Origin of the sequence: Actinoplanes philippinensis, assembly GCF_900113015.1 — a bacterium.
GTDB lineage: Bacteria > Actinomycetota > Actinomycetes > Mycobacteriales > Micromonosporaceae > Actinoplanes > Actinoplanes philippinensis.
In genome coordinates this window covers 622,682-644,727 of the sequence record NZ_FONV01000001.1, presented here as the reverse complement: position 1 = coordinate 644,727, position 22,046 = coordinate 622,682, and the positions used below count along the sequence as shown (strand labels likewise).

Annotated in this window: 19 protein-coding genes; 3 read left to right on the top strand and 16 right to left on the bottom strand. The window is 71.5% G+C overall.

The window, feature by feature from the left end:
* Positions 1-51: 51 nt before the first annotated feature.
* The 9 genes from BM290_RS02865 to BM290_RS02825 form a co-directional block, all read right to left on the bottom strand.
* Entirely contained in the window at positions 52-3,684 is a 3,633-nt protein-coding gene (locus tag BM290_RS02865; RefSeq protein WP_177319551.1) for a DUF4082 domain-containing protein, read from the bottom strand.
* Between the two features lie 307 nt (positions 3,685-3,991).
* Complete coding sequence (locus BM290_RS02860; RefSeq protein ID WP_203779086.1) at positions 3,992-5,008, bottom strand: TolB family protein; 1,017 nt, start codon at positions 5,006-5,008, stop codon at positions 3,992-3,994.
* Positions 5,005-6,246 carry an MFS transporter gene (locus BM290_RS02855; protein ID WP_093609556.1) on the bottom strand — a complete coding sequence of 414 codons (1,242 nt, stop codon included), beginning with the start codon at positions 6,244-6,246 and terminating at the stop codon, positions 5,005-5,007. Before BM290_RS02855 ends, BM290_RS02860 begins: the two co-directional genes overlap by 4 nt.
* Before the next feature lie 16 nt (positions 6,247-6,262).
* On the bottom strand, positions 6,263-7,378 hold the full coding sequence (locus BM290_RS02850; protein WP_093609554.1) for an acyltransferase family protein: 1,116 nt from the start codon (positions 7,376-7,378) through the stop codon (positions 6,263-6,265).
* A gap of 13 nt (positions 7,379-7,391) precedes the next feature.
* Entirely contained in the window at positions 7,392-8,492 is a 1,101-nt protein-coding gene (locus BM290_RS02845; protein ID WP_093609552.1) for a DegT/DnrJ/EryC1/StrS family aminotransferase, read from the bottom strand.
* Positions 8,489-9,172 (bottom strand): acetyltransferase, encoded by a 684-nt coding sequence (locus tag BM290_RS02840; protein WP_093609550.1) that lies wholly within the window; start codon positions 9,170-9,172, stop codon positions 8,489-8,491. The genes BM290_RS02845 and BM290_RS02840 overlap by 4 nt, the downstream gene beginning before the upstream one ends.
* On the bottom strand, positions 9,169-10,308 hold the full coding sequence (locus BM290_RS02835; RefSeq protein ID WP_239143280.1) for a DegT/DnrJ/EryC1/StrS family aminotransferase: 1,140 nt from the start codon (positions 10,306-10,308) through the stop codon (positions 9,169-9,171). Before BM290_RS02835 ends, BM290_RS02840 begins: the two co-directional genes overlap by 4 nt.
* A complete protein-coding gene (locus BM290_RS02830) occupies positions 10,290-11,258 on the bottom strand; it encodes an NAD-dependent epimerase/dehydratase family protein (protein ID WP_203779088.1) in 969 nt (322 codons plus the stop codon). The genes BM290_RS02835 and BM290_RS02830 overlap by 19 nt, the downstream gene beginning before the upstream one ends.
* The gene (locus BM290_RS02825) at positions 11,255-12,319 is read right to left on the bottom strand and encodes a Gfo/Idh/MocA family protein (RefSeq protein WP_239143281.1); all 1,065 of its coding nucleotides are present in this window, start codon (positions 12,317-12,319) and stop codon (positions 11,255-11,257) included. Before BM290_RS02825 ends, BM290_RS02830 begins: the two co-directional genes overlap by 4 nt.
* A gap of 299 nt (positions 12,320-12,618) precedes the next feature.
* Between BM290_RS02825 and BM290_RS02820 the strand changes: the two genes are divergently transcribed.
* On the top strand, positions 12,619-13,209 hold the full coding sequence (locus tag BM290_RS02820) for an acyltransferase (protein ID WP_093609546.1): 591 nt from the start codon (positions 12,619-12,621) through the stop codon (positions 13,207-13,209).
* 247 nt (positions 13,210-13,456) lie between these two features.
* On the opposite strand, the gene BM290_RS02815 is transcribed toward BM290_RS02820, so the two are convergent.
* The 5 genes from BM290_RS02815 to BM290_RS02795 all read right to left on the bottom strand — a co-directional run bounded on the left by BM290_RS02815 (position 13,457) and on the right by BM290_RS02795 (position 17,760).
* Complete coding sequence (locus BM290_RS02815) at positions 13,457-14,044, bottom strand: GTP-binding protein (RefSeq protein WP_373871019.1); 588 nt, start codon at positions 14,042-14,044, stop codon at positions 13,457-13,459.
* The gene (locus BM290_RS02810; RefSeq protein ID WP_093609542.1) at positions 14,025-14,363 is read right to left on the bottom strand and encodes a DUF742 domain-containing protein; all 339 of its coding nucleotides are present in this window, start codon (positions 14,361-14,363) and stop codon (positions 14,025-14,027) included. Before BM290_RS02810 ends, BM290_RS02815 begins: the two co-directional genes overlap by 20 nt.
* 11 nt (positions 14,364-14,374) lie before the next feature.
* Positions 14,375-14,800 (bottom strand): roadblock/LC7 domain-containing protein, encoded by a 426-nt coding sequence (locus BM290_RS02805; protein WP_093609540.1) that lies wholly within the window; start codon positions 14,798-14,800, stop codon positions 14,375-14,377.
* Positions 14,797-17,121: a sensor histidine kinase gene (locus tag BM290_RS02800; protein ID WP_239143282.1), complete on the bottom strand. Its 2,325-nt coding sequence runs from the start codon at positions 17,119-17,121 to the stop codon at positions 14,797-14,799. Before BM290_RS02800 ends, BM290_RS02805 begins: the two co-directional genes overlap by 4 nt.
* A gap of 213 nt (positions 17,122-17,334) precedes the next feature.
* Positions 17,335-17,760: a MarR family winged helix-turn-helix transcriptional regulator gene (locus BM290_RS02795; protein ID WP_093609536.1), complete on the bottom strand. Its 426-nt coding sequence runs from the start codon at positions 17,758-17,760 to the stop codon at positions 17,335-17,337.
* 64 nt (positions 17,761-17,824) lie between these two features.
* Here BM290_RS02795 and BM290_RS02790 point away from each other — a divergent pair, with 64 nt between their 5' ends.
* Both BM290_RS02790 and BM290_RS02785 read left to right on the top strand, forming a co-directional pair.
* Positions 17,825-18,217, top strand: a complete 393-nt coding sequence (locus tag BM290_RS02790; protein ID WP_093609534.1) for a PPOX class F420-dependent oxidoreductase — start codon at positions 17,825-17,827, stop codon at positions 18,215-18,217.
* A 132-nt stretch (positions 18,218-18,349) separates the two neighbouring features.
* Positions 18,350-19,726, top strand: coding sequence for a M20/M25/M40 family metallo-hydrolase (locus BM290_RS02785; protein WP_239143283.1), 1,377 nt, complete (start codon positions 18,350-18,352; stop codon positions 19,724-19,726).
* 51 nt (positions 19,727-19,777) lie between these two features.
* Here the strand turns inward: BM290_RS02785 and BM290_RS02780 are convergent, their stop codons facing one another.
* Both BM290_RS02780 and BM290_RS02775 read right to left on the bottom strand, forming a co-directional pair.
* Positions 19,778-20,995 (bottom strand): glycosyl hydrolase family 28-related protein, encoded by a 1,218-nt coding sequence (locus BM290_RS02780; RefSeq protein WP_093609530.1) that lies wholly within the window; start codon positions 20,993-20,995, stop codon positions 19,778-19,780.
* 23 nt (positions 20,996-21,018) lie between these two features.
* Complete coding sequence (locus tag BM290_RS02775; RefSeq protein ID WP_093609528.1) at positions 21,019-21,984, bottom strand: NAD-dependent epimerase/dehydratase family protein; 966 nt, start codon at positions 21,982-21,984, stop codon at positions 21,019-21,021.
* Positions 21,985-22,046 lie beyond the last annotated feature (62 nt).

Sequence of the window (22,046 nt, the reverse complement as noted above, 5' to 3'; positions counted from 1 at the left end):
ACGAGAGAAGGCCCTCACCGCAAGGTGAGGGCCTTCTCTCGTGTCAGCCGGTCAGCTGTTCGGCTTGAACTTCACGTCCACCCAGAAGTTGTGGTTCGTCGCGGTCTGCGGGAACCCGTCGCCCGGCCGGTACACCCCGCCGCGGGTCTCGACGTGCAGCGGCGGCGCGTCGAGGCCCTGCGAGGCGAACTGGTTGAGGTTCACCGCGTACCGGCCCGCGGAGGACCAGTAGGCCACCGTGTACGTCTCACCCGGGGTGACGTCGATCGCCGGGCTGAACGTCACGCTCTGCCAGCCGGACGCCGTCTCGCTGGTGAACGGCGCGCTGGCGATGGGTGACCCCGCGCTGTTGTAGAGCGTGCCGGTGTGGATGCCGGTGTTCTGCGGGCCCTTGTAGAACCGCATCCCGGTCACCTTGCCGGCGACGTCCGCGGTGAACTTGACACCCACCGTGATGGAGTCGTTGTCGTCCCAGTTGGCGTGGTCCGGCGTGGCGTCGGCCGCGAAGATCCCGACCGTGCTGCCGTCCGGCGGTGTGGTCGGGTCCGGATCGGGGTCCGGGTCCGCACCGGCGTTCGCCACGAACAGCGCGTCCACCCAGTAGTTGGTCGAGCCGTACGAGTTGGTCGGGTAGCCGTTCGTCCCGTACCGGTAGACGCCGTTGGCGGTCGTCGCCGGTGTGGTCAGCGGCCCCCGGGTCCACAGCGAGTTGAAGAACCCCGGTGTGGCCGAGTAGTGGCCGTTGGGCGCGAAGTACGACACCGTGTACGTCGTCCCGGCGGTCACCGTGACCGCCGAGTCGAACCGGACGCTCTGCCACCCGGACCCGCTCTCCCCGGAGAACGTGGCGCGCGCCATGATGCCGCCGGTCGGTGACCACAGGGTGCCGGTGTGCGTGCCGCCGTTGCCCGGTCCCTGCCAGAAGCGCACCCCGACGACCTTGCCGTTCTTGGTGGGGACGAACTTCACGCCCAGCTCGATCGCGCTGTTGTCGCTGTCGGCCGCCACCTGCGGGGTGGCGTCGTCGGCGAACAGCGTGTCGATCTGCGCGGTGGCGTCCGTGGTGAACGACCACACCGTCGGCTCGTCGCTCGGCGTGCCTCCGGTGTCGCTGGCCAGCACCGTCGCGGTGTACTTGGTGGAGGCCTCCAGCGGGACGCTCGGCGAGAACGTGACCCGCCGCTCGTCGGCGTCGTAGGAGAACCCGCCCGGCACCGCGACGCCCGCGGCCGTCTTCAGCCCGAACTCGATCGAGTCGTGGTCGAGCGCCCGGCTGAACTTCACCGACGGCTCCGCGCTGAGCGGGACGACGGTGGCGTTCGCCACGGGCGACAGCGACACCGGCGACGGCGCGCCCTTGTCGCTGGAGATGAACATGACGTCCACGTAGTAATTGGTGTCGTTGTACGAGTGGGTCGGGAAACCCGCGTTGTACGCGAACACGCCGTTGCCCTGCGTGAGCGTCGACTTCGGCACGTTCAGCGGCGACGAGTCCACCCCGGTCAGGCTGAACGCCGAGCCGTCGGCCGCGTAGTGCCCGTTGGGGGCGGTGTACGACGCCACGTACACCTTGTTCTTCTGGATCGGCTCGGGGTCCGCGAAGGTCAGCTTCTGCCAGCCCGCGCTCGACTCGTTGGCGAAGGTGCCGGTGGCGAGCCGGTCGCCGTCGGCCGACCAGAGGCTGCCGGTGTGCGAGCCGGTGTTGCCGGCGCCCTTGTAGAACCGGATGCCGGTGATGTAGCCGTCGTCGGTGGCCTTGAACCGGATGCCCGGCTCGATCGCGGCCGTGTCGTCGACCGCCGCGTTCTCCGGCGTCTTGTTGCCGAAGATCGTGGTGGGGCCGGTCAGCTTCAGGTTCACGACCGTCGACGGCTCCTGGATGTTGGCGCTGTCGTCGATGCCGCGCACCCGGACCGCCTGCAGCCCGGCGCCGCTCGTGTAGAAGCTGTACGACCAGGACGTGGTCCCGTCGGCCGGGTGCCAGGTGGAGCCCGAGTCGGTGGAGACCTCGACGCCCGCGACCTTGCCGCCGCCGGCGTCGGTGGCGGTGCCCTGCAGGGTGACCTGCGAGCCGTTGGCCACCTTCGTGTTGTTGGCCGGGCTCGTGACGGTCACGGTCGGCGCCTGCGTGTCGGTGGACTTGGTGGCCGCGTCCAGGGTGCTCATCCGGGTCGCCGGCTGGACGTCCATGTCGGCGAGCAGGTTGACGGTCGCCTGCTGCATCCGCTCGTCGGCGGGCTGCGGGTCCACGCCGTCGTGCTTCTGGTCCAGGCCCCAGGCCCACTGCACGGTGCCCGCGCCGAAGACCAGGGCGCCGCTGGCGGCCTTGTACATCGTCAGGTGGTGCGTGGTGGTGCCGGCCAGCGTGACGTTGCCGAAGTCCTGCAGGTACTCCGGGGTCGGTCCGGTCGTGGTGGAGAGCCGGATCAGGCCCGCCGGCCGGAAGCCGTTGTCCAGGTCCTCGTCCGACTCGTAACCGATGGTGTGCGGCGCCAGGGTGGCCGTGGTGTTGCCGGCCAGGTCCTCCAGCCCGGTGTTGCGCCACAGCCGCAGCTTGCCCTGGGCGGCCGGGACCTGCAGTGCCAGGTCGGTGTAGTTGGCCATGTAGAGCGTGCCGGTCAGCGCGTTCTCCGGCAGGCCGGCGCCCTGCTCCTGAGTGGCGAACCGCGGGTCACGCCAGGTGCCGGTCCACTCCGGGGAGGTGTCGTCGATCTTGTCCTTGCCCCAGGTCTCCTTGTAGCAGACCAGCGTCCGGTACGGCGTGCCCGAGCCGTCCTTGCTGGTCTCCCAGCGGGTCCGCCAGTAGACCTCGTTGCCGCTGAAGAACGCCAGGTTCACGCCGGCGTCACGGGCGGCCTCGACGTTGGCGCGCTGGGCGCCCGACCAGTACTCGTCGTGCCCGACGGAGAGGAACGTCTTGTGGTTCTTGATCAGCTCGCCGTGCCGGTCGGTGTCGACGTCGGTGGTGTAGCTCATGTCGTACCCGTTGCGTTCCAGGAACCGCAGCATCGGGTACTCGTTGCTGAACAGGAAGTCGCGGCCGTAGTCGGAGCCGCGGGTCGCGAACGGCCGGTTGTAGCTGAGCTTCAGGGCGCGGCCGTTGACCGGCGCCTGGTAGAAGTCGGCGCCGCCGTACAGGTTGTACGCCTGCCAGGTCGCGTCGGACGTCTTGAAGTACAGGTCCGAGTGGCTGCTGTCGTTGCGTACCACGAAGGTGATGTGGCTGGCCTCGGTGGTGGCGATGTCGGTGCGCTTGAGCCGGGCGATGTAGACACCGGACACCTGCGTGGTCGGGACGTTCCAGTGCGCCGACACGTGCCAGTTGCCGCAGTCGAGCAGCTGGAGGTCGTCGTCGGTGATGCAGTTCGGCGGTTGCGGCGCGAACGTGGTCGGGTCGACCTCGGTGATGAACCGGGCGCCGTCGCCGTCGTACCAGCCGAGGCGGTACACCTTGATCGAGTAGGAGGAGCCCTCAGACTTGATCTTGAAGTCGATCCGCTGGCCCGCGTTGACGCTGATGTCGGTGGCGAAGCCCTGCAGCGTCGGGTCGCCGGCGCCGTCGATCTCCCACTCGGCGGACGGGTTGCCGTCCAAAGCGTTCTCGCAGACGATCGGGTTCTCGCCGCAGGTGTTCGCCGCGGCGGGTGTCGAGCCGCCGACCAGCGAGGCCGCGACGACCGTCACGGCGACGAGAGCGGCGAGCAGAGGGCGCCGGTGCCGTCGGCTGACTCTGCGTAATCTGTATGGCATCGGGGCGCCGGCTCCCCCTGGTGCCACCGGTTCCGCCCCCTGTTTGTCCATTTCTGCCGGACACCAACCTTTCCAAAGGGAATCAACGCGCACGATTCGCCGGTGAGAGCCCGGATGTGCAGTGTGAAAATAGGAGATCCAGCGCTGCTCAGACATCGGTGAGGGCTTTCGATGTGGACGCCGCCCGGCCGTTGTTGATCATCCGTTCGGCTGTACCGCATCACACGAAGAGCCCCTCACCTCATCGGACGACCGCCGGTGACCACGCGTCGCTGATCAGCACTTCCGGCTTTCCGGACCCGTCCGCGGGCACCTTCCAGACATCACTGGATGCCGAGCCGTCAGCGGTGTGTGACAGGCCGTACAGGACTGTCGCATCATCCAGCCACTCGGCCTGGTCGTCGATGCTGCGCGTTTCGGCCAGTTCGATCTCCGTTCCGGTCCGGAGATTGTAAACAGCCAGCCGCCACTTACCGGCGGGCAGGTCGCCGTGCTTCTTGAAGGCGATCCTCGTCCCGTCGGGGGAAAGCGACGGACACTCCACATCGCCCCGGATCGAGGTCACTGTCCGTGTGCTCAGGTTGCCCTCGGCGAGCCACGTCTTCCCGCCGGACGCGGCGGTGACGAAGAAGCGGTCGTCGTCGGCGAACGTCACGCCCCACAGGTTCCGGTCCGCCGCGGTGATCACCCGGCCGTCCACGACCAGCTTGAACTTCTCGATGTCGCCGACGACCGCGCCGTCGGTACGGGTCACCAGCGTCCTCGTGGAGAACTGGCCCGGGTTGGCGTAGGAGTCGCCGTAGACGAACGTCGTGGTGGCGACCAGCGAGCCGTCCCGGGACAGCCGGGCGCGGCTCGGCAGGCCGGTCAGAGGCAGCTCCCGGGACTCGTTCCAGCTCGGATCGAGCAGGCGCGACTGATATGTCGTGACGAGTCCACGCTGGGCGGAGAGGCAGATCGTGTCGGCGGCGGTGGCGTACACCCGCTCGCAGGAGGCCGGGGTGAACGCCCGCGGCCCGTTCGGCGCGGTCAGCGGGACCACCGCCACCCGGCCGTAGTTCTCCCCGAGGGCGTTGCTGCGGAACACGATGTGCGGCTGGGCGCGCAGCGACTGCAGATCACCGCCCTGGGCCACCTCCGGCGCCGCGGCGAGCGTCTCGGCCTGGCTCTTGCGGACGTTCCAGACATATCCTCCGGCGCCGGCCAGAGCCGCCAGCAGGACGGCGACGAGCATGATGACCCGATTACGGGCGCTCACGCGGTCTCCTCCGCGTCGACGCCACGCAGCAGCCACGCCACCGCGGGGATCGCCGCGGTCAGCAGGCCGGCGAAGAGCATCAGCGACCAGCCCGGCCCCTGCAGGCTCCAGAGCAGACCGAAGGTCAGCGACGAGACGAACCGGGCCAGCGCCACGACGGTCTGCGCCGCGGCGATGCCGCTGCCCCGCGCCTCACCCGGCACCAGGCGGCTGATCAGGGCCGGCAGGACGCCGTCGGTGGCCGCGTAGAAGACGCCGAGCAGCAGCAGGACCACGAGGGTCAGCCCGAGCCCGCCGGCCGGCACCGCGGCGATCAGGTAGCAGGCGAGCAGCGCGCCGTGCCCGGCGACGAGCACCCGGGCCCGGCCCACCCGGTCCGCGAGCCGGCCCAGGGGCACCGCGAGAGCGAGGTACGCGATGTTCGTGCCGACGTAGAGCAGCGGGAAGTAGACGGCGGCGAAGTCGTCGCGCTCCTGCAGGGACAGGTAGAGGAAGCCGTCCCCGACCGTCAGCAGGCCGAGCAGCCCGGCGGCGATCAGCGGGCGGCGCAGCCGGCGGCCGGCCACCGCCCGGAACGTACGTCGCAGGCCGATCCGCGCGGCGCCGGCGGCGGTGCGCAGATTGGGTACGAACAGGACCAGCACCGCCACACCGACGATGGCGAACGCGAACGACACCACCCAGATCGAGTCGTAGCTGCCGGGCACTGCGGCGAGCAGCGCGAACGCCACCAGAGGGCCGAGGGCGGCGCCGATCGTGTCGAGGGTGCGGTGCACACCGAACGCGCGGCCGAGCATCCTCGGGTCGGACGCCTCGGCGATCAGCGCGTCACGCGGCGCGGTGCGCAGCCCCTTGCCGAGACGGTCGACGGTCACCACGGCGGTGATGGCGGCGAAACCGGTCGCCACGAGCATAGCGATGCGGCTGACGGCGGACGCGCCGTACCCGAGAACCGCGACCCACTTGGGCTGGCCCCCGCGGTCCCCGGCGTAGCCGCCCGCGATCCGCAGGAAGGCGCTGACGCCCTGATACATGCCGTCCAGGAAGCCGTACGCGACTGGGCTCAGCCCGACCGCCGCGGTGAGATACAGCGGGAGGACCGACGCCACCATCTCCGACGACACGTCGGTCAGCAGGCTCACCACGCCGAGCAGCACGACGGTCGACGAGACCCGCCGGACGGCCGCCCCGGACTTTCCGTCGTCGGCGCCGGGCCGGTCCCGCAAACTCACATACATGGTGCTTTCTTCCTGATCAGTGCGTGATGGTGCTCGGTGCCGGGGTCCGCACCGGGTGGCTCCTGCTGCCGGAGAACCACCGCATCGCGGGCTTCTCCACGATCTGGTACAGCGCCCATGCTCCCACCATGGACAGCGCCAGCATGGCGATTGCGACCAGCATCCCGGCGGGTTGCGACCAGCCCTGGCCGCCGAGCGCGCGCTCCACCAGGCGGATCGCGAGCTGATGGACCAGGTAGAAGGCGAAGGACACCTCACCGAGCCAGACCATCGTGCGGCGGCGCAGGAACGAGCTGGTGCCGCGCAGGTCGCTGACCGCGACGGCGGGGATCAGCAGCGCGAGCGGCACGACGGTGCCGGCCACGTAGGCGAAGCCGAGCGGCAGGAAACCGGAGGCGAAGTACGCGACGACGGCGAGCACGGCGGCCGGCGCCACGGTGAGCCGGATCCAGAGATCGTCGCGCACGATCCGGGCCAGCAGGATGCCGACGACGAACTCCAGCATCCGCACCGGCGGGCTGACGTAGATGAACCAGTAGCGCAGATCCTCCGGCAGGCCCAGCGCCACGGCCGGCATCAGGCAGACCGCGGCCAGCACGACGCCGGTCAGCGGCCACAGCCACCGCCGGGGCAGCCGGTCGACGGCGCGCAGGATCAGCGGGAAGCACAGGTAGAAGAAGGCCTCGCAGGAGAGCGACCAGCTCGGGGTGTTCAGCCCGTAGAAGACCGCCTCGTCCGGCACCCAGGCCTGCAGCAGCAGCAGGTTGGCCACCACCGGCCAGACCGAGACGGCGGTGCCCGCGACGGCCACGACCAGCAGCGCGAACAACGCCGTCGCCAGGTGGTTCGGGTACACCTTCGCCGCGCGGCGGCGCCAGAAGCGCCGCATGGTGTCACCGGGCCGGGCCGACCAGCAGAGCACGAAACCGCTCAGGACGAAGAAGAACGACACCCCCGTCGCGCCCTGCCGGAAGATCTCGTCCAGCACCCCCGGCACGCCGCCGTCCTCCGCGAAGAGGTCGGCGACGGACACGTGGAAACCGAAGACGGCGAACGCCGCGATGAACCGCAGGCCGGTCAGCGAGGGGAGCCGGCGGTCACCGCCGCGGGCGACGACCGCAGCGTCTGCCATCTGATGATCCTCCTCAGGCCGCGCTCAGCGCCTTGGCCAGCTCCTCGGCCACCCGGGCCTGCTGGTCGGCGGTGATCTGCGGGTAGATCGGCAGTGACAGGATCTGCGGCGCGGCCGCCTCGGCGTTCGGGAACGAGCCGCCCAGGTCCGCGAACGCGCCGGTCCGGTGCACCGGGATCGGGTAGTGGATGGCGGCGCCGACGCCGGCGGCGTTGAGCCGGGCCAGCACGTCGTCGCGGTTCGGCACCCGGACGCAGTAGATGTGCCACACGTGGACGTTGCCGTCCAGCGTCACCGGGCGGACCACCTGCTCCAGGCCGGCCAGCAGCTCGTGGTAGCGGGCCGCGGCGGCGCGGCGCTGCTCGTTCCACCCGGCCAGACGGGCCAGCTTGGCGCGCAGCACGACCGCCTGCAGGCCGTCGAGGCGGCTGTTCACCCCGACCAGGTCGTGGTGGTACTTGCGCAGGCCACCGTGGCTGCCCAGGGTCCGGACCGTGGTGGCCCACTCCTCGACGGCGGTGGTCACGGCGCCCGCGTCACCGTAGGCGCCCAGGTTCTTGCCGGGGTAGAAGCTGGTCGCGGCGATGCCGTCCACGCCGGAGCCGAGCCCGTGCCGGGTGGCGCCCTGCGACTGCGCGGCGTCCTCGACGATCACGATGTCCCGGCCGGCGAGGCCCTTGCGCAGCTCGTCGACCGGCGCCAGCTGGCCGTACAGGTGGACCGGCGCGATCGCCCGGGTCCGCGGCGTGATCGCGGCGAGCGCGGCGTCCACGTCGATCAGGTACGTGGCCGGGTCGCAGTCCACCAGCACGACCCGCGCGCCGGTACGGGCGACCGCCTCGGCCGTGGCGATGAACGTGTTCGCCGGCAGGATCACCTCGGTGCCCGGCCCCACGCCGACGGCCCGGAACGCCAGCTCCAGGGCGTCGGTGCCGTTCGCCACGCCGATCGCGTGCGGCAGCCCGGAGAACGCGGCGTACTCGCTCTCGAACGCGGCCACCTCCGCGCCGCCGATGAAGGCCGTCTCGGCGATGATGCGCTTGAAGCCGGCCTCGACCTCCTCGGCCACCTCCGCGTGGGCGGCGGCGAGATCGACGAGCGGGATGCGGGTCATGAGGTCTGCCTTTCCAGGACGGACGGGACCGGCGGGGCGGCCGGGAGGGTCGGGACGTTCTTCAGGAAGCGGGCCGGGCTGCCCGCCCAGACCTCACCGGACGGGACGTCGTGCAGGACCACCGAGCCCATCCCGACCAGGGCCCAGGCGCCGACCGTCACGCCCTCGCGGATCAGGGCGCCGGAGCCGGCGTACGCGCCGGTCTCGAGGACCGCCCCGCCGCCGAGCCGGACCCCGGAGGCGATCGTGGCGTAGGAGCCCACCAGGTCGTCGTGGGTGAGCACGACCTGTGGCATGACCGCCACGTGCGCGCCCACCGTCACGTCGGCGGTCAGCACCGTGCCGGCCAGCAGCACGGTGCCCGCGCCGACGGTGCTGCCCGCGCCGACCGACACCGACGGGTGCAGGACCGTGGCGTACCGCTCGGTGGGCAGACCGAGCCGTTCCACGATCCGCTGCCGCACGGTGTAGTCGCGCGGGTTGCCGACGCAGACCACCACGTCGGCGTCGAGGCCGGTCACGTGGTCGACCGGGCCGAGGACGGGCAGGCCGGAGCGGACGGTCCCGTGCAGGTCCGGGTTGTCGTCGACGAACCCGAGGACCCGCCGGCCGCCCGCGAGAGCGGCCGCGGCCGTCTCCCGGGCGAACCCGCCCGCCCCGACGATGACCAGGTCTTTCACCGGGTGGCCAGCTCGCGCAGCACGCCGATGATGTGGTCCTGGTCCGTTTCGGTGAGCCGGTGGTGCAGCGGCAGGATCAGCGACTCGCGGGTGATCCGCTCGGTGACCGGCAGCGGCCCCGGGGTGGCGTCGGCGTAGGCGGGCTCCAGGTGGGCCGCCATGATGCCGCGCCGCGCCGACACCCCGCGGGCGGCCAGCTCGGTCAGCACCTCGTCCCGGCTCGCCCGGAAGCCGTCGAGCAGCACCCAGAACGACTGGTAGTTGGTCTGCCCGTAGGCCGGGTCACGCACCGGGACCAGGCCGTCGATGTCCGCCAGCAGCTCCTGGTAGCGGGCCGCGAGCTGCCGCCGCTGAGCGACCAGCCCGGCGAGCTTGCCGAGCTGGACCAGGCCGACGGCGGCCTGGATGTCGGTCATCCGGTAGTTGTAGGCGGTCTCCAGGTACGCCTCCAGCACCGGCTGCTTCGACGCGTGCCGGTCGGCGGCGGACACGTTCATGCCGTGCTCACGAAGACGCTTGAGCCGCGTGGCCGAGGCGGCGTCGTCGACCGTCACCATGCCGCCCTCACCGGTGGTGATGAGCTTGCGCGGGTGGAACGACCACGCGGCGACCCGGGCCCCGGTGCCGGCCGGCGCCCCGTAGGCGGTCGACCCGGCCGCGCACGCGGCGTCCTCGACCAGGCCGACGCCCCAGCCGTCGGCCGCCTTGCGCAGCGCCGCGGTGTCGAACGGCACACCGCCCTGGTGCACCGCGACGACCGCCCGGGTCCGCTCGGTACGCACCGCGTCCACCGTCTCCACGGTGACGTTGCCGGTGGCCAGCTCGACGTCGGCGAAGACCGGCGTGGCGCCCACGTAGCGGACCGCGTTCGCGGTGGCGATGAACGACAGCGACGGCACGATGACCTCGTCGCCGGGCTTGATGTCGAGCAGCACCAGCGCCAGGTGCAGGCCGGTCGTGCAGGACGACACGGCGACACCGTGCCCGGCGCCGACGGCGGCCGCGAACTCCTGCTCGAACCGCGCGACCCGCGGGCCCTGGGCGACCCAGCCGGAGCGGATCGCCTCGGCCGCGGCCTGGGCCTCCTCTTCCCCCAGGTCGGGGATCATCACCGGGATCACTTGGACGACCGCCACCAGTCGACGAGACCCTGCAGGCCCTCGTGCAGGCTGAGCTGCGGCTTCCAGCCGAGCTTCTGCTCGGCCTGGGTGATGTCGGCCAGGCGCCGGGTGACGCCGTTGACCGCGCGGGCCGGGCCGTGTTCCGGGACGAGGTCCGACTTCATCACGGCGCTGAGCGCGGCGGCCAGGTCCTTGAGGCTGGTCTCCTCGCCGGCGGCGATGTTGAAGACCTCGTCGGTGACGTCCGCCCGGGCGGCCAGGATGTTGGCGCGGGCGATGTCGGCCACGTGCACGAAGTCCATGGTGGCCAGGCCGTCGCCGAGGATCAGCGGGGGAGTGCCCGACTCGATGCGCTCCATCCAGCGGATCAGCACCTCGGTGTAGAGGCCGTAGATGTCCATCCGCGGGCCGTACACGTTGAAGTAGCGCAGCGCGACGTAGTCGAGGTCCTTCATCGCCTTGAAGCTGCGCAGGGTGGCCTCGTTGAACGCCTTCGCCGCGCCGTAGAACGTGTCGTTGTTGTACGGGTGGTGGCGCTCGGTGGTCGGGAACTCCTCGGCCAGGCCGTAGACCGACGCCGACGACGACGCGACGACCTTCTTCACACCGGCCTCGGCGGCCGCCTCGATCACGTTGAAGGTGCCGTCGACGAGCACCTCGTTGGCGAGCCGGGGCTCCTCCGCGCACTGGGTGATGCGGATCGCCGCCAGGTGGAAGACCAGGTCCTTACCCTCGGTGACGGAGCGGACCAGCTCCCGGTCGCGGATGTCGCCCTCGACCAGCTGCACGGTGTCGCCCTGCGACAGTGCCCACGCCAGGTTCTCGCGCCGGCCGCGCACGAAGTTGTCCAGTACGACGATCTCCGCGGCCCCGCCACGGACCAGCTCGTCGACGACGTGCGAGCCGATCGTGCCCGCCCCGCCGGTGACCAGGGCTTTGCTGCCCTCGATCGATACGCCAGTCACGCCATGTGCCCTTCGTTCAGCTTGATCATGGTCCCGCCCTCGGCGAGGCTACGCGAGGCGGCCTGCAGGATCTCCAGGACCCGGAGGCCGGAACGACCGTCGGTCAGGGCCGGAGCGCCCGTGGTGATGGCCCGCGCGTACTCGTCCACCATGGTCCGCAGCGCCTCACGCTCGGTGAGCGCCGGGGACACCACGTCACCGGAGCGGTACGACACCAGGATGTCCCGCCGCTGCTCGTCGCCGAGCTCCTCCGGGGAGGCCACGTCCACCCCACGGTCGTAGATCGACAGTCGCTGGCTCGGGTTCAGGTCGTCCCACACCAGGGTCCGCTTCGACCCGCCGAAGATAGCGGTCCGGACCTTCACCGGGGAGAGCCAGTTGACATGGATGTGGGCGATCGCACCGGTGTTCAGCTGGAGCGTGAGATAGGCCACGCAGGCCCGGCCCGCGCCGATCCCGTCGGCCCCGTGGGCGGCGACCGCGACCGGGCGCACCGACGGCGGCAGCACGAAGTCCAGGATCGACAGGTCGTGCGGGGCCAGGTCCCAGATCACGTCGATGTCCCGCTGGACCAGGCCCAGGTTGATCCGTACCGAATCCAGGAAGTGCAGCTCGCCCAGCTCGCCCGCCGCGAGCAGATCGCGGATCCGGAGCACCGCCGGGGTGTAGCAGTAGGTGTGGTCGCACATCAGCGTCAGGCCGCGCTTGTCGGCCTCCTCGACCAGCTGCAGACCCTCCTCGTGGGTGGCCGCGAGGGGCTTCTCGACCAGCACGTGCTTGCCGGCGCGCAGGGCGGCCATCGCGACCGGCAGGTGGGTGCCGGCCGGAGTGGCGATCGCCACCGCGTCCACCGACGGGTCGGCGAGGACCTCGTCGAGATCGGCCGACACCTGGACCGTCGAGTATCCGCCGAGGACCCGCTGGGCCCGCTCGACGTCGAGGTCACAGAGCCAGCGCAACCGGAAGTTCGGGCTGCTCTGGAAGTTGCGGACGAGGTTGGGGCCCCAGTAACCGGCGCCGACGACGGCCACACCGATGGGAGCGGGGAGCGGAGAAGTCACGAGCATCCGTTTCGTCGGAGATTGGGCGGGAACACGTCCGCGCAGAGTGGACGGACGGTGCCGACGCAGTCCGTCGGGAAAGCTATCGATCCGCCGCAACCGAGCGCCAGTCGGTGAGTGGATTTCCGACGGAGCTGCGGGGTCATCGCGTCCCTTCGGCCAATCGGGGTACGCCTGTCGGTCAGCGATCACGCAACCCAACGGTCAGAACGTCGCGGATCGTCGTTTTGCTGACATCGGATCGGAGTCTCAGCAGCTAGCCTGTGCCCGATTCTCGCCGATCATCCGGAAGGCTCCCCATGACCGTCAATGTCGCCCCGACCGCCGATGTGGACGAGAGGGCCTCGATCGGCGCCGGCACGCGGATCTGGCATCTCGCCCAGATCCGGGAGAATGCCACACTCGGCACGGATTGCAACGTCGGCCGCGGCGCCTACGTCGGCCCCGGCGTGGTCATCGGCGACAACGTGAAACTGCAGAACCACGCGCTCGTCTACGAGCCGGCCCGCCTCGGCGACGGCGTCTTCATCGGCCCGGCCGCGGTGCTCACCAACGACGAGTACCCGCGCGCCGTCACCCCCGACGGCCGCCTCAAGACCGGTGACGACTGGACCGCCGTCGGCGTCACCATCGGTGAGGGCGCGGCGATCGGTGCGCGGGCGGTCTGCGTCGCGCCGGTCACCGTCGGACGGTGGGCGCTGGTCGCCGCCGGCGCGGTGGTCACGAAGGACATTCCGGACTTCGCCCTGGTCGTCGGAGTCCCGGCCCGCCGCGTCGGCTGGGTCGGCCGAGCCGGCCGCCCGCTGGTCGCCAAAGACGGAAACCTCTGGGTCTGCCCCGAGACGTCCGCCGAATACGTCGAGGAAGACGGCATCCTCACCGAGCGTTGACGGGGTACGGCTACAAAGAGCACTGTCCCCTACCTCCGCGACGCCGGCGTCACTCCCGGCCTCCACCGCGCCCGCCGGGCGTATGCGGTGGCCGGACGGCTGCGCCGCCCGACACCCGGGTGGGCCGCGCCGTCGCTGGCCGGCTCACCGCCCGCGGCCGGACCGGGCGGCTGCGCCGCCCGGCAACCCCGGCTGGTCGCCGGTGCTGTCCCGCGACCCGCGGGACAGCACCGCGAGCCAGCCGGGTTCACTGGCGGGCCAGGCGGCGGGCCAGGACTCGTTCGGTGAGGGCCACCAGGACGGTCTTCACCGAGTCCCGCCGGCGGGCGTCGCACTCCAGTAGCGGCATGCCCTCCGCGACCCCCAGCGCGTCGCGGATCTCGGCCGGTTCGAAGCGGCGCGCCCCCTCGAAGGAGTTGATCCCGATGATGAACGGGATGTCGTGCTCCTCGAAGTAGTCGATGGCCGGGAAACAGTCCTCGATGCGGCGGGTGTCGACCAGGACGATCGCGCCGAGGGCCCCGTGGACCAGGTCGTCCCAGAGGAACGCGAAACGGTCCTGGCCGGGCGTCCCGAAGAGGTAGAGCAGCAGCGACTCGTCCAGGGTGATCCGGCCGAAGTCCAGGGCGACCGTCGTGGTGGTCTTCGCGGCGACCGCCGACGTGTCGTCGACACCGATCGACCGCTCGGTCATCTCGGCCTCGGTCACCAGCGGCTCGATCTCCGAGATCGCGCCGACGAACGTGGTCTTGCCGACCCCGAACCCGCCGCTGATCACAATCTTGACGGCGACCGGTGACGGCGCCGCCACCGTGCTAGAGCGCCCGAACACGATCCCTGATCCTCTCGATCAACGCGGTGGTCAGCTCACCGGGCATCTCACCGGCCTGCAACAAGCCCTGCGTCATCAGATCCGCGACGATCACCCGGACCACGCCGAGCGGGGCCCGCAGCGCCGACGACAGGTCGGCCACCGACTGGGGGCGCTGGCAGAGCTCGACGATCCGCCGGGCCTCGAAACGTAGTGGCGCGGACAGGGCGGCCGGGGCGGCGTACAGCTGGGTCTCGATCCTCAGATCGTCGTGCAGTGGCTGGGTGCGCCCGCCGGTCAGCATGAACGGGCGCACCACGGGTTCCTCGGCTTCGTGGCTCATCGAAGGAGGACTCATCGGGGGAGCTGCTGCCGCGATTCGGCGATCAGGGCCGGGGTCAGCAGGTCGCCGAACCGTTCGGCGAGCATCGAGATCTCGTATCCGACTAGGCCGAGATCGCTGTCGCCGGCGGCCACCACCCCCAGGCAGCTGCCGCCGGGGATCACCGAGATCACCAGGAAGCCCCGGAGCATCTCGATCATGATGAGTTTGAGGCCGTCGAAGTCGTACCGGCGGGAGGCGCTGCGGGCCAGGCTGGCCATGCTGGAGACGATCGCCCCGAGCTGGTCGGCCTCGGCCCGGGCCAGCCCGTCGGACGCGGCGATCAGCAGGCCGTCGGAGGAGACCGCCACGGCGTCGCGTACGCCGTCGGTCTGATGGACGAAGTTGCCGAGCAGCCAGTTGAACTGGTGCCGATCGGCCGGGGCCTCGACGCTCACAGAATCTCCTCAGTGACTGAGCTCATGTCCCGGTGGCGGGGCCGGGACGGGGGCTCGCTCTCGGGTTGGAACAGCCGGCCGTGGCCGGCGCCGCGCTGGATGCCGGCGCGCAGAGCGGTCAGCCGGTCGCGGACCGCCTCGGGCGAGTCGGCGATCGGGACGGTCGGCTCGGCCGGGATCCGGGGGAACTGCTCGGTCCGGTCGGCCCGTTGCGACCGGGGTGTGCGCCGGCGCAGCCCGTTGACGGTGTGCCCGGCGGTGGCCGGGATGGCCTCGGCGGGCAGGCGGGGGGCGGGGACGGCCGGCTGCTCGTCCAGGACCACGTAGTCGACCTGCAGCGGCCGGGACCGGTTCGCCGGGGGCTGCAGCGACGGCAGCTCGACCGGCTTCGGGCCGGGCACGGCCGGCACGCCCGCCACGACGGCCGTGCTCCGGACCGTGCCGTCGGCGCCGGCCGGGCCCGGGGCGGCCTCGGCGGGCGCGGCCGGGCGGTCCAGGGACGGGGCCGGCGTGGCCAGCATCTCGGGTGGCAGGGTGACACGGGCGGTCACCCCGGTCACCGGCGACCGGGCCAGCTGCACGCCCACGCCCATCTCGGCGGCGAGCCGCCCGACCACGTAGTGGCCGAGGAACCGGGCCGGCGCGGTGAGGAAGTCGCCCTCGCCCCGCAGCCGCCGGTTGGCGACCTCCAGCTCGTCCTCGCTCATCCCGACGCCCTGGTCGCAGACCGCGATCAGGTAGCCGTCGTCGACGACCCGGCCGTGCAGCTCGACGTCGAGGTCCGGTGGGGAGAACGCAAGACCGTTCTCGATCAGCTCGGCGAGCATGTGGGCCAGGCCGCTGGCCGTCGCGCCGGACACCATCGCCTCGTCGAGCCGGCGTAGCGACACCCGCCGGTACTCCTCGACTTCGGAGACCGCGGCCCGGATCACGTCGGTCAGCGGCAGCGGCCGGGACCACTGACGCGGGCTGGCCGCGCCGACGAGCACCAGCAGGCTCTCCGCGTTGCGCCGCATGCGGGTGGCCAGGTGGTCGAGCTCGAACAGGTTGGCCAGGCCGGTCGGGCTGGACTCCTCCTGTTCCAGGCGGGTGATGAAGCCGAGCTGGCGGCGCAGCAGGTTCTGGTTGCGGCGGCCCAGGTTGGCCAGCGACTCGGCGCCGGCCCGGCGCAGCTGCGCCTGTTCGGTGGCGAGGGCGTACGCGGTGGTCTGCACCCGGTCGAACGCGTCGGCGACCCGGCGCACCTCGGCGCTGGCGCCGGCGGTCACCGGCACCGGGTCGGGTGGGCCGGTGTCGTCGCCGGCCGCGGCCCGCAGCACCGCCTCGGGCAGGCGCGCGCCGGCCAGCCGGTCAGCCTCCCCGGCCAGCGCGGCCAGGGGCTCGGCGAGCGAGCGGGTGGCGGCGGTCGCCAGGTAGGCGGAGCCGGCCAGGCAGAGCAGCACCACACCGGAGAGCAGGCCGAGCCGCAGCGTGGCCTCCTCGCGCAGCTTTTGCGCCCGGCTCAGCGTGTCGGCGCCGATCTGCCGGCCCAGCCCGGTCATGTCGTCGAGCATCGTGGCGACCGCGGCCCACCACTCGCCGGCGTTGGCGGTCAGCGGCTGCCGGTCGCCGGCGTGCAGGGCGGTGCGCTCCACGAGGCGGGCCTTGGCCGCGGCGGCGCTGCCCAGCAGCTTGGTCTTGGCGGCCGCCGCGGACTCGTCGGCGAACTCGTCGAACTCGCCGAGCGCCAGGTCCCGGAACGCGACGATGTTCAGCAGCTCGGAGAACTCGCCGGCGGCGAACTTGCCGTTGTTGATCACGCCGTCCAGGAACACCCACTCCTGCGCGGTCGCCTCCTTGACCTCGGTGAGCATCTCCAGCGACTCGGCGCCGCGCCGCAGGTCCAGGTCGTCGATGATCTCCAGGTGCCGGGTGTCGTCGCTGAGCTTCTCGATCAGGCCGGTGTAGAACTCGAACGTCTCGTCCGGGTCGGCGTCGCCGACGTCCACGCCGGCCCGGACCGCGGCGAGCCCGTCGACCTCCTCCAGCGACCGGGCCGCGTCGGCGGCGAGGTCGCCGTCGGCCAGCGCGGTCTGTGCGGCGGTCCGTTCGGCGTCGACCCGGGCGCGGGCGGGTTCGATGCGCCCGCGGAACGCGGAGTTGCCGCCGAGCACCGCGACGGTCAGGCCACGTTCGTTCTGCAGCTCCTGGACCAGGTTCTGCAGCGCGAGGATGACGGTGATCCGCTGCTCGGTGCCGCTGGCGGTCCGGTAGCGCCCGATCTCGTTGCCGTAGATCACGGCGAGCAGCACCAGCATGGCAGCCAGGGGCAGGGCGAGCATCCGGACGATGCGACCCCGGATCGTTCGACCGCTCCGAGCCATCCGTCCTCCTCCGTCGATGCGGCCCCGTCGATCGGGGCTCTTCGCAACGCGGGTCAGGATTGACGGACGCCAACATCGGGTCAACACCTCTAACGAGCGACAACATCGCCGCGGGCGCGCCACCTCAGGTTCGGCCCCGGCCCGTTCGGAACAGGTACTACGAACGGGTGGTCAGGTGGTGAGGGTGGTGATCGCGCGTTCGAGCAACTCGGCGAGCTGCTTGCGCTCGGTGTCGGTGTAGGCGGCGGCGAGTGACCGCTCGACCCGGACGGCGGCGGCGTCGGCGCCGGTGAGGAGCGCGGCGCCGGCCGGGGTGACCCGGTTGACCACGACTTTCTGGTGCAGCGGGGACTGGTCGCGCTCGATCAGGCCCTTGGTCTCCAGGTTGGTCAGCACGGTGGCCATCGTCTGCGGCGTGACCAGCGACTCGCGGGCCAGCTGGGCGGCGGACATGCCGTCGCCGCCGGAGAGCAGCAGGAGCGCCGCGTACTGCGGGACGGTCAGGCCGAACTCGCGCAGCACGGCCGTCTTGCGGGCGATCAGCGCCTGTTCGGCACGCTTGATGACCAGGCCCAGCCGGTCGTCGATCGCGCTCATGTGACGCATTCTGCCACGGCGGCGGGTTGTCGTCGTGCACTGTCCTATGACAGAGTTCTGTCACATGAGCATCATCCCGGACAGTTACCTCGATCTGCTGGAGCGGCCGCTCTTCGGGCATCTCGGCACCGTGCGCGACGACGGGGAGCCGCAGGTCAACCCGATGTGGTTCGCCTTCGACGGTGAGTTCCTGCGGTTCACCAACACGACCACGCGGCGTAAGTACCGCAATGTGATGGGGGAGCCGCGGGTCAGCCTGTCGATAAATGATCCGGATCAGCCGTACCGCTATCTCGAGGTGCGCGGCACTGTCGAGCGGATCGAGCCGGACACCGAGGGCGTGTTCTTCGCCGAGCTCGCCGCCCGCTACCGGCTCGACATCCCGCTGCCGCCCGGCGACGTCGCGCATCGGGTCGTCTACGTGGTCCGTCCGACGGCGGTCAGCTTCCAAGGGTGATTGTCCTCGGTAAATATTGACCATAGTCTTTCTCTTGCGATGATCGTCATCCCGACCGGGACGGGCGATCTCCTTCAGCGAGGGGGAGTCTTGGACACACCAGGCCGGAATTCTTCACTGAGCAGACGGCGGATGCTGACGATCGCCCTGGGCGGCGCGGCCGGGGCGGCCCTGCCCGCGCCCGCCTGGGCGGTCGGCGACCAGCGGCCGGGTGCGGTGCGCCCACCGGCGCTGACCGGAGCCGACGAACGGGTCGCGGCCCGGGTCTCGGCCGAGCGGGCGCTGCATCACCTGCGGGTGCTCTCGCAGCGCATCGGCCCGCGGATCGGCGGCACCCGCTCCGAGCACAAGGCCGCCGACCACCTCTCCGGCGTGCTCGACGGTCTGGGGTACGCCGTGACCCGTCAGCCGTTCACCGTCGCCGACAAGTTCCTGGCCCAGCTGGAGGCCCGTCCCGGGCTGCCGCGGGACCTCTGCTGGCAGGCCGGCGCCTCGGCGCACGCCGCCCTGGACACGAGGGTCCGTGGCGACGTGGTGGACGTCCACGCCGGCGCGCCCGCCGACTACCCGGCCGACGTGACCGGCCGCATCGTGCTCATCGACTACCTGGCCGCCGAGCGGGAGGCCCTGGTCGCCACCGCCGTCGCGCGTGGCGCCGCGGCCGTGATCTTCCTGCCCGCCGACCTGGTCGAGCCGCGCCGGGCCACCGCGTTCAGCCCGACCCTGCCCGGCTCGGCGACCACGCCGGTGCCGATCCCGGTGGTCGGCGTGGCCCAGGCGCAGAAGCACCGGCTGCGGGAGCGGCTCGCCGCGGGCCGGCTCCGGCTGACCGTGTCCACCGCCGCGCACCGGGGCCTGACCTCGTACAACGTGCTCGCCGAGCGGCCCCGCGCGGGCACCGGCGGCCCGGTCGTGATGGTGAGCGCCCACTACGACACGGTGATCGGCGCGCCCGGCGCCAACGACGACGGATCCGGTACGGTCCTGTGCCTGGAGCTGGCCCGGGTGCTGCGCAAACTGCCGACCGAGGCGACCGTGCGCTTCGGCCTGTGGGGTTCCGAGGAGCAGGGCCTGCTCGGCTCCCGCCACTACGTGGCGCAGCTGCCGCAGGCCGAGCGTGACCGGATCGTGGCCGTCTACCAGAACGACATGGTCGCCACCAGCTGGGACCCGGCCACCCGGTACTGGCTGCTCTCGTTCACCGGCCTGGCGAACCGGGCCACCGACGAGGTGACGGCGGCCGCGACCCGGCTCGGCTACGAGCCCCGGATCTCCCCGGTCACGCTGCGCGGCTCCAGCGACCACCAGTCGTTCCAGGAGGCCGGGATCGCCGCGGCCAACTTCTCCTGGCGGGGTGAGGCCGGCCCGGCGCTGCTGGAGCCGCCCTACCACAGCCCGGAGGACACCATCGCCGAGAACATCAGCCTGGAGCGCCTGCAGGTCTCGATGGAGCTGATCGGCTCGGCGGCGTACGCCACGGCCGGCCCGGTCCGTCCCGGCGCCGTGTAGCACCGTCACCCCGGGTGCGCGGCGCCGGTGCGGGACCGGCGTCGCGCACGCTCAGGTCCGGGTGATGACGGTCGTGCCGATCTTGAACTGGGTGTTGCCGCCGCCGTCGCGCAGCCCCGCCGAGGCGCCCCGCAGGATGCCGCTCTCCAGCGCGACGCACGCCGCGTTGTCGACGCTCACCCCGTACTGCGGGCTGACCGCCCTGGTCCCGTCGTCGTCGATGCCGGTCTCCACGGCGGCCGCGCTGATCAGCACCGCCGTCTTCGCGCCGGTGACCCGCAGCCCGGCGTAACCGCCACCGCCCGAGCCGCTGTTGCGCCCGTCCCGGTTGAGGCGCAGCCCGTTGAGGACGATGACGCCCTCGGCGCTGCTGTTGGCGTCGATGTTCACCCCGTTGAAGCCGTTGCGGTCGGTGCTGCAGCCGAGCAGCTCGACGATGCCGAAGCCGCCGCGCAGGTCGTACCCGTGATACCTGCTCCACTCGGACCGGCAGTTGGTGAAACACGAGTTGCCGCAGCCGGAGATGAAGAACCCGTGACTGCCGCCCTCGATCGACTCCAGGTCGGTGAAGAGCGAGTCGGTGGTGTTGTTGAAGCTGTAGGTGATGCCGCGGCAGCCCTTGGCGGCGATCCGCTCGAACCGTGACGAGTACAACGCCTGCGGACCGCCGGTCGACGGTGTGTGGTAGGTCGTGGTGATCGCGTGGTTGGGAAAACGGTAGATCGCGACATCGCGTACCACCACGCCGTGGATCTTGCCGTAGAACTGGATGCCGTCGACGGTGCCGGGGACGGGCAGGTCCGACCCGTTGAGCGTCAGGTGGAAGAGCCGCTGCTCGGCCGAGTCGGCCGGATAGCCGCCGGTGTCCTTGTCGACGATCCGGATGCAGGCCTCGCCCTGGAACGAGGCGAGCGGCTTGATCCGCGACCGGGTCTGCACCCACGTGCTGTCGCCCTCGTCGATGTGGTTGCCGTGCGTGCCCTGCAGGGTCACGCCCGGCGGGACGACCAGCGGCGCCGACGTCCGGTACTCACCGACCGGCAGGGAGACGATGCCCCCGGGCGGGCTCGCGTCCAGCGCGGCCTGGACGGCCGCGGTGTCGTCGGTGACGGCGTCGCCCAGCGCGCCGAAGTCCTTGACGCTGAGCCCGAGATGCCCCTCGACGGGAGCGGCCGCGGCCAGGACCGGCGTGGGCGAGGCCACGGTGGCGGCGGCGACGCCCGCGGCGGTGACCCCACTGGCCCTGATGAACGCACGACGATCCGGCATGGACCGGACGCTAACAGGTCGCCTCAGGACAGCAGGCCCTCGGCACGCAGCCACGCCTCGGTGCGCGTCATCCCCTCCGCCAGGCCCACCGCCGGCCGGTAGCCGAGCAGCCGCCGCGCCTTCGCGATCGAATACGTTCCGGTACGCGCGAAGTAGCGCATCGAGACAGCGTTGACCTCGGTCTCCGCCCCGGTGAGCCGGATCAGCCGCCCGGCCACGCGGGCCACCCCGACCGCCACCGCCGTGGGCGCGACGACCGGGCCGCGCCGTCCCAGCATCCGGTAGTAGTGGCCGAAGAACTCCCGGCACGGCACCCCCGCCCCGCCACTGAGCGTGAAGACCTGTCCCGCGCCGGCCGGTGACGAGGCGGCCAGGAGCAGCCCGCCGACCAGGTCGTCGACGTAGACCGGGCTGAAGACGCCGTGCCCCATGGCCGGCAGCAGGAACTGGTAGCGACGGATCAACTGCACCGGCAGGACCGTCCACGGGCGTGACCCGGGCCCGTAGACGTCACCGGGCCGCACCACGGTCACCGCGATCCGGCCCTCGGCGTGCGCCTGCAGCGCCACCTGCTCGCCGGCGATCTTCGTGTCGACGTACGGGTTGCCGTCCGGCCGTACCGGGTGGTCCTCGGTCACCCCGTCCGGGAACCCGAGGTCGGAGAAGGCGCGGATCGACGACAACTGCACGAAACGGGCGGCTCCGTTGCGTACCGCCGCATCCAGGACCTTCCGGGTCCCGAGCACGTTGACCCGCCACTGCCCGTCCAGGCCGACCGCGTTCGACACCACGGCCGCCGTGTGGATCACCACATCGGCGCCGGTGATCGCGTCCTGCCAGGGGCCGTCGGCGGTGATGTCGCCGGCCACCACCCCGGCCGCGCCGTCGGCGCGCAGGTCCACACCGCAGACCTGATGTCCCTGCTCCCGCAGCCGGGCGGCGGTGGCGCGGGCGATGAAGCCGCCGGCCCCGGTCAGAAAGACACGCATCCATGGACGGTACCGGCCTATACCGAAAGGTAGAGGCGCCGTCCGCTCGCGGGGGGATCCGG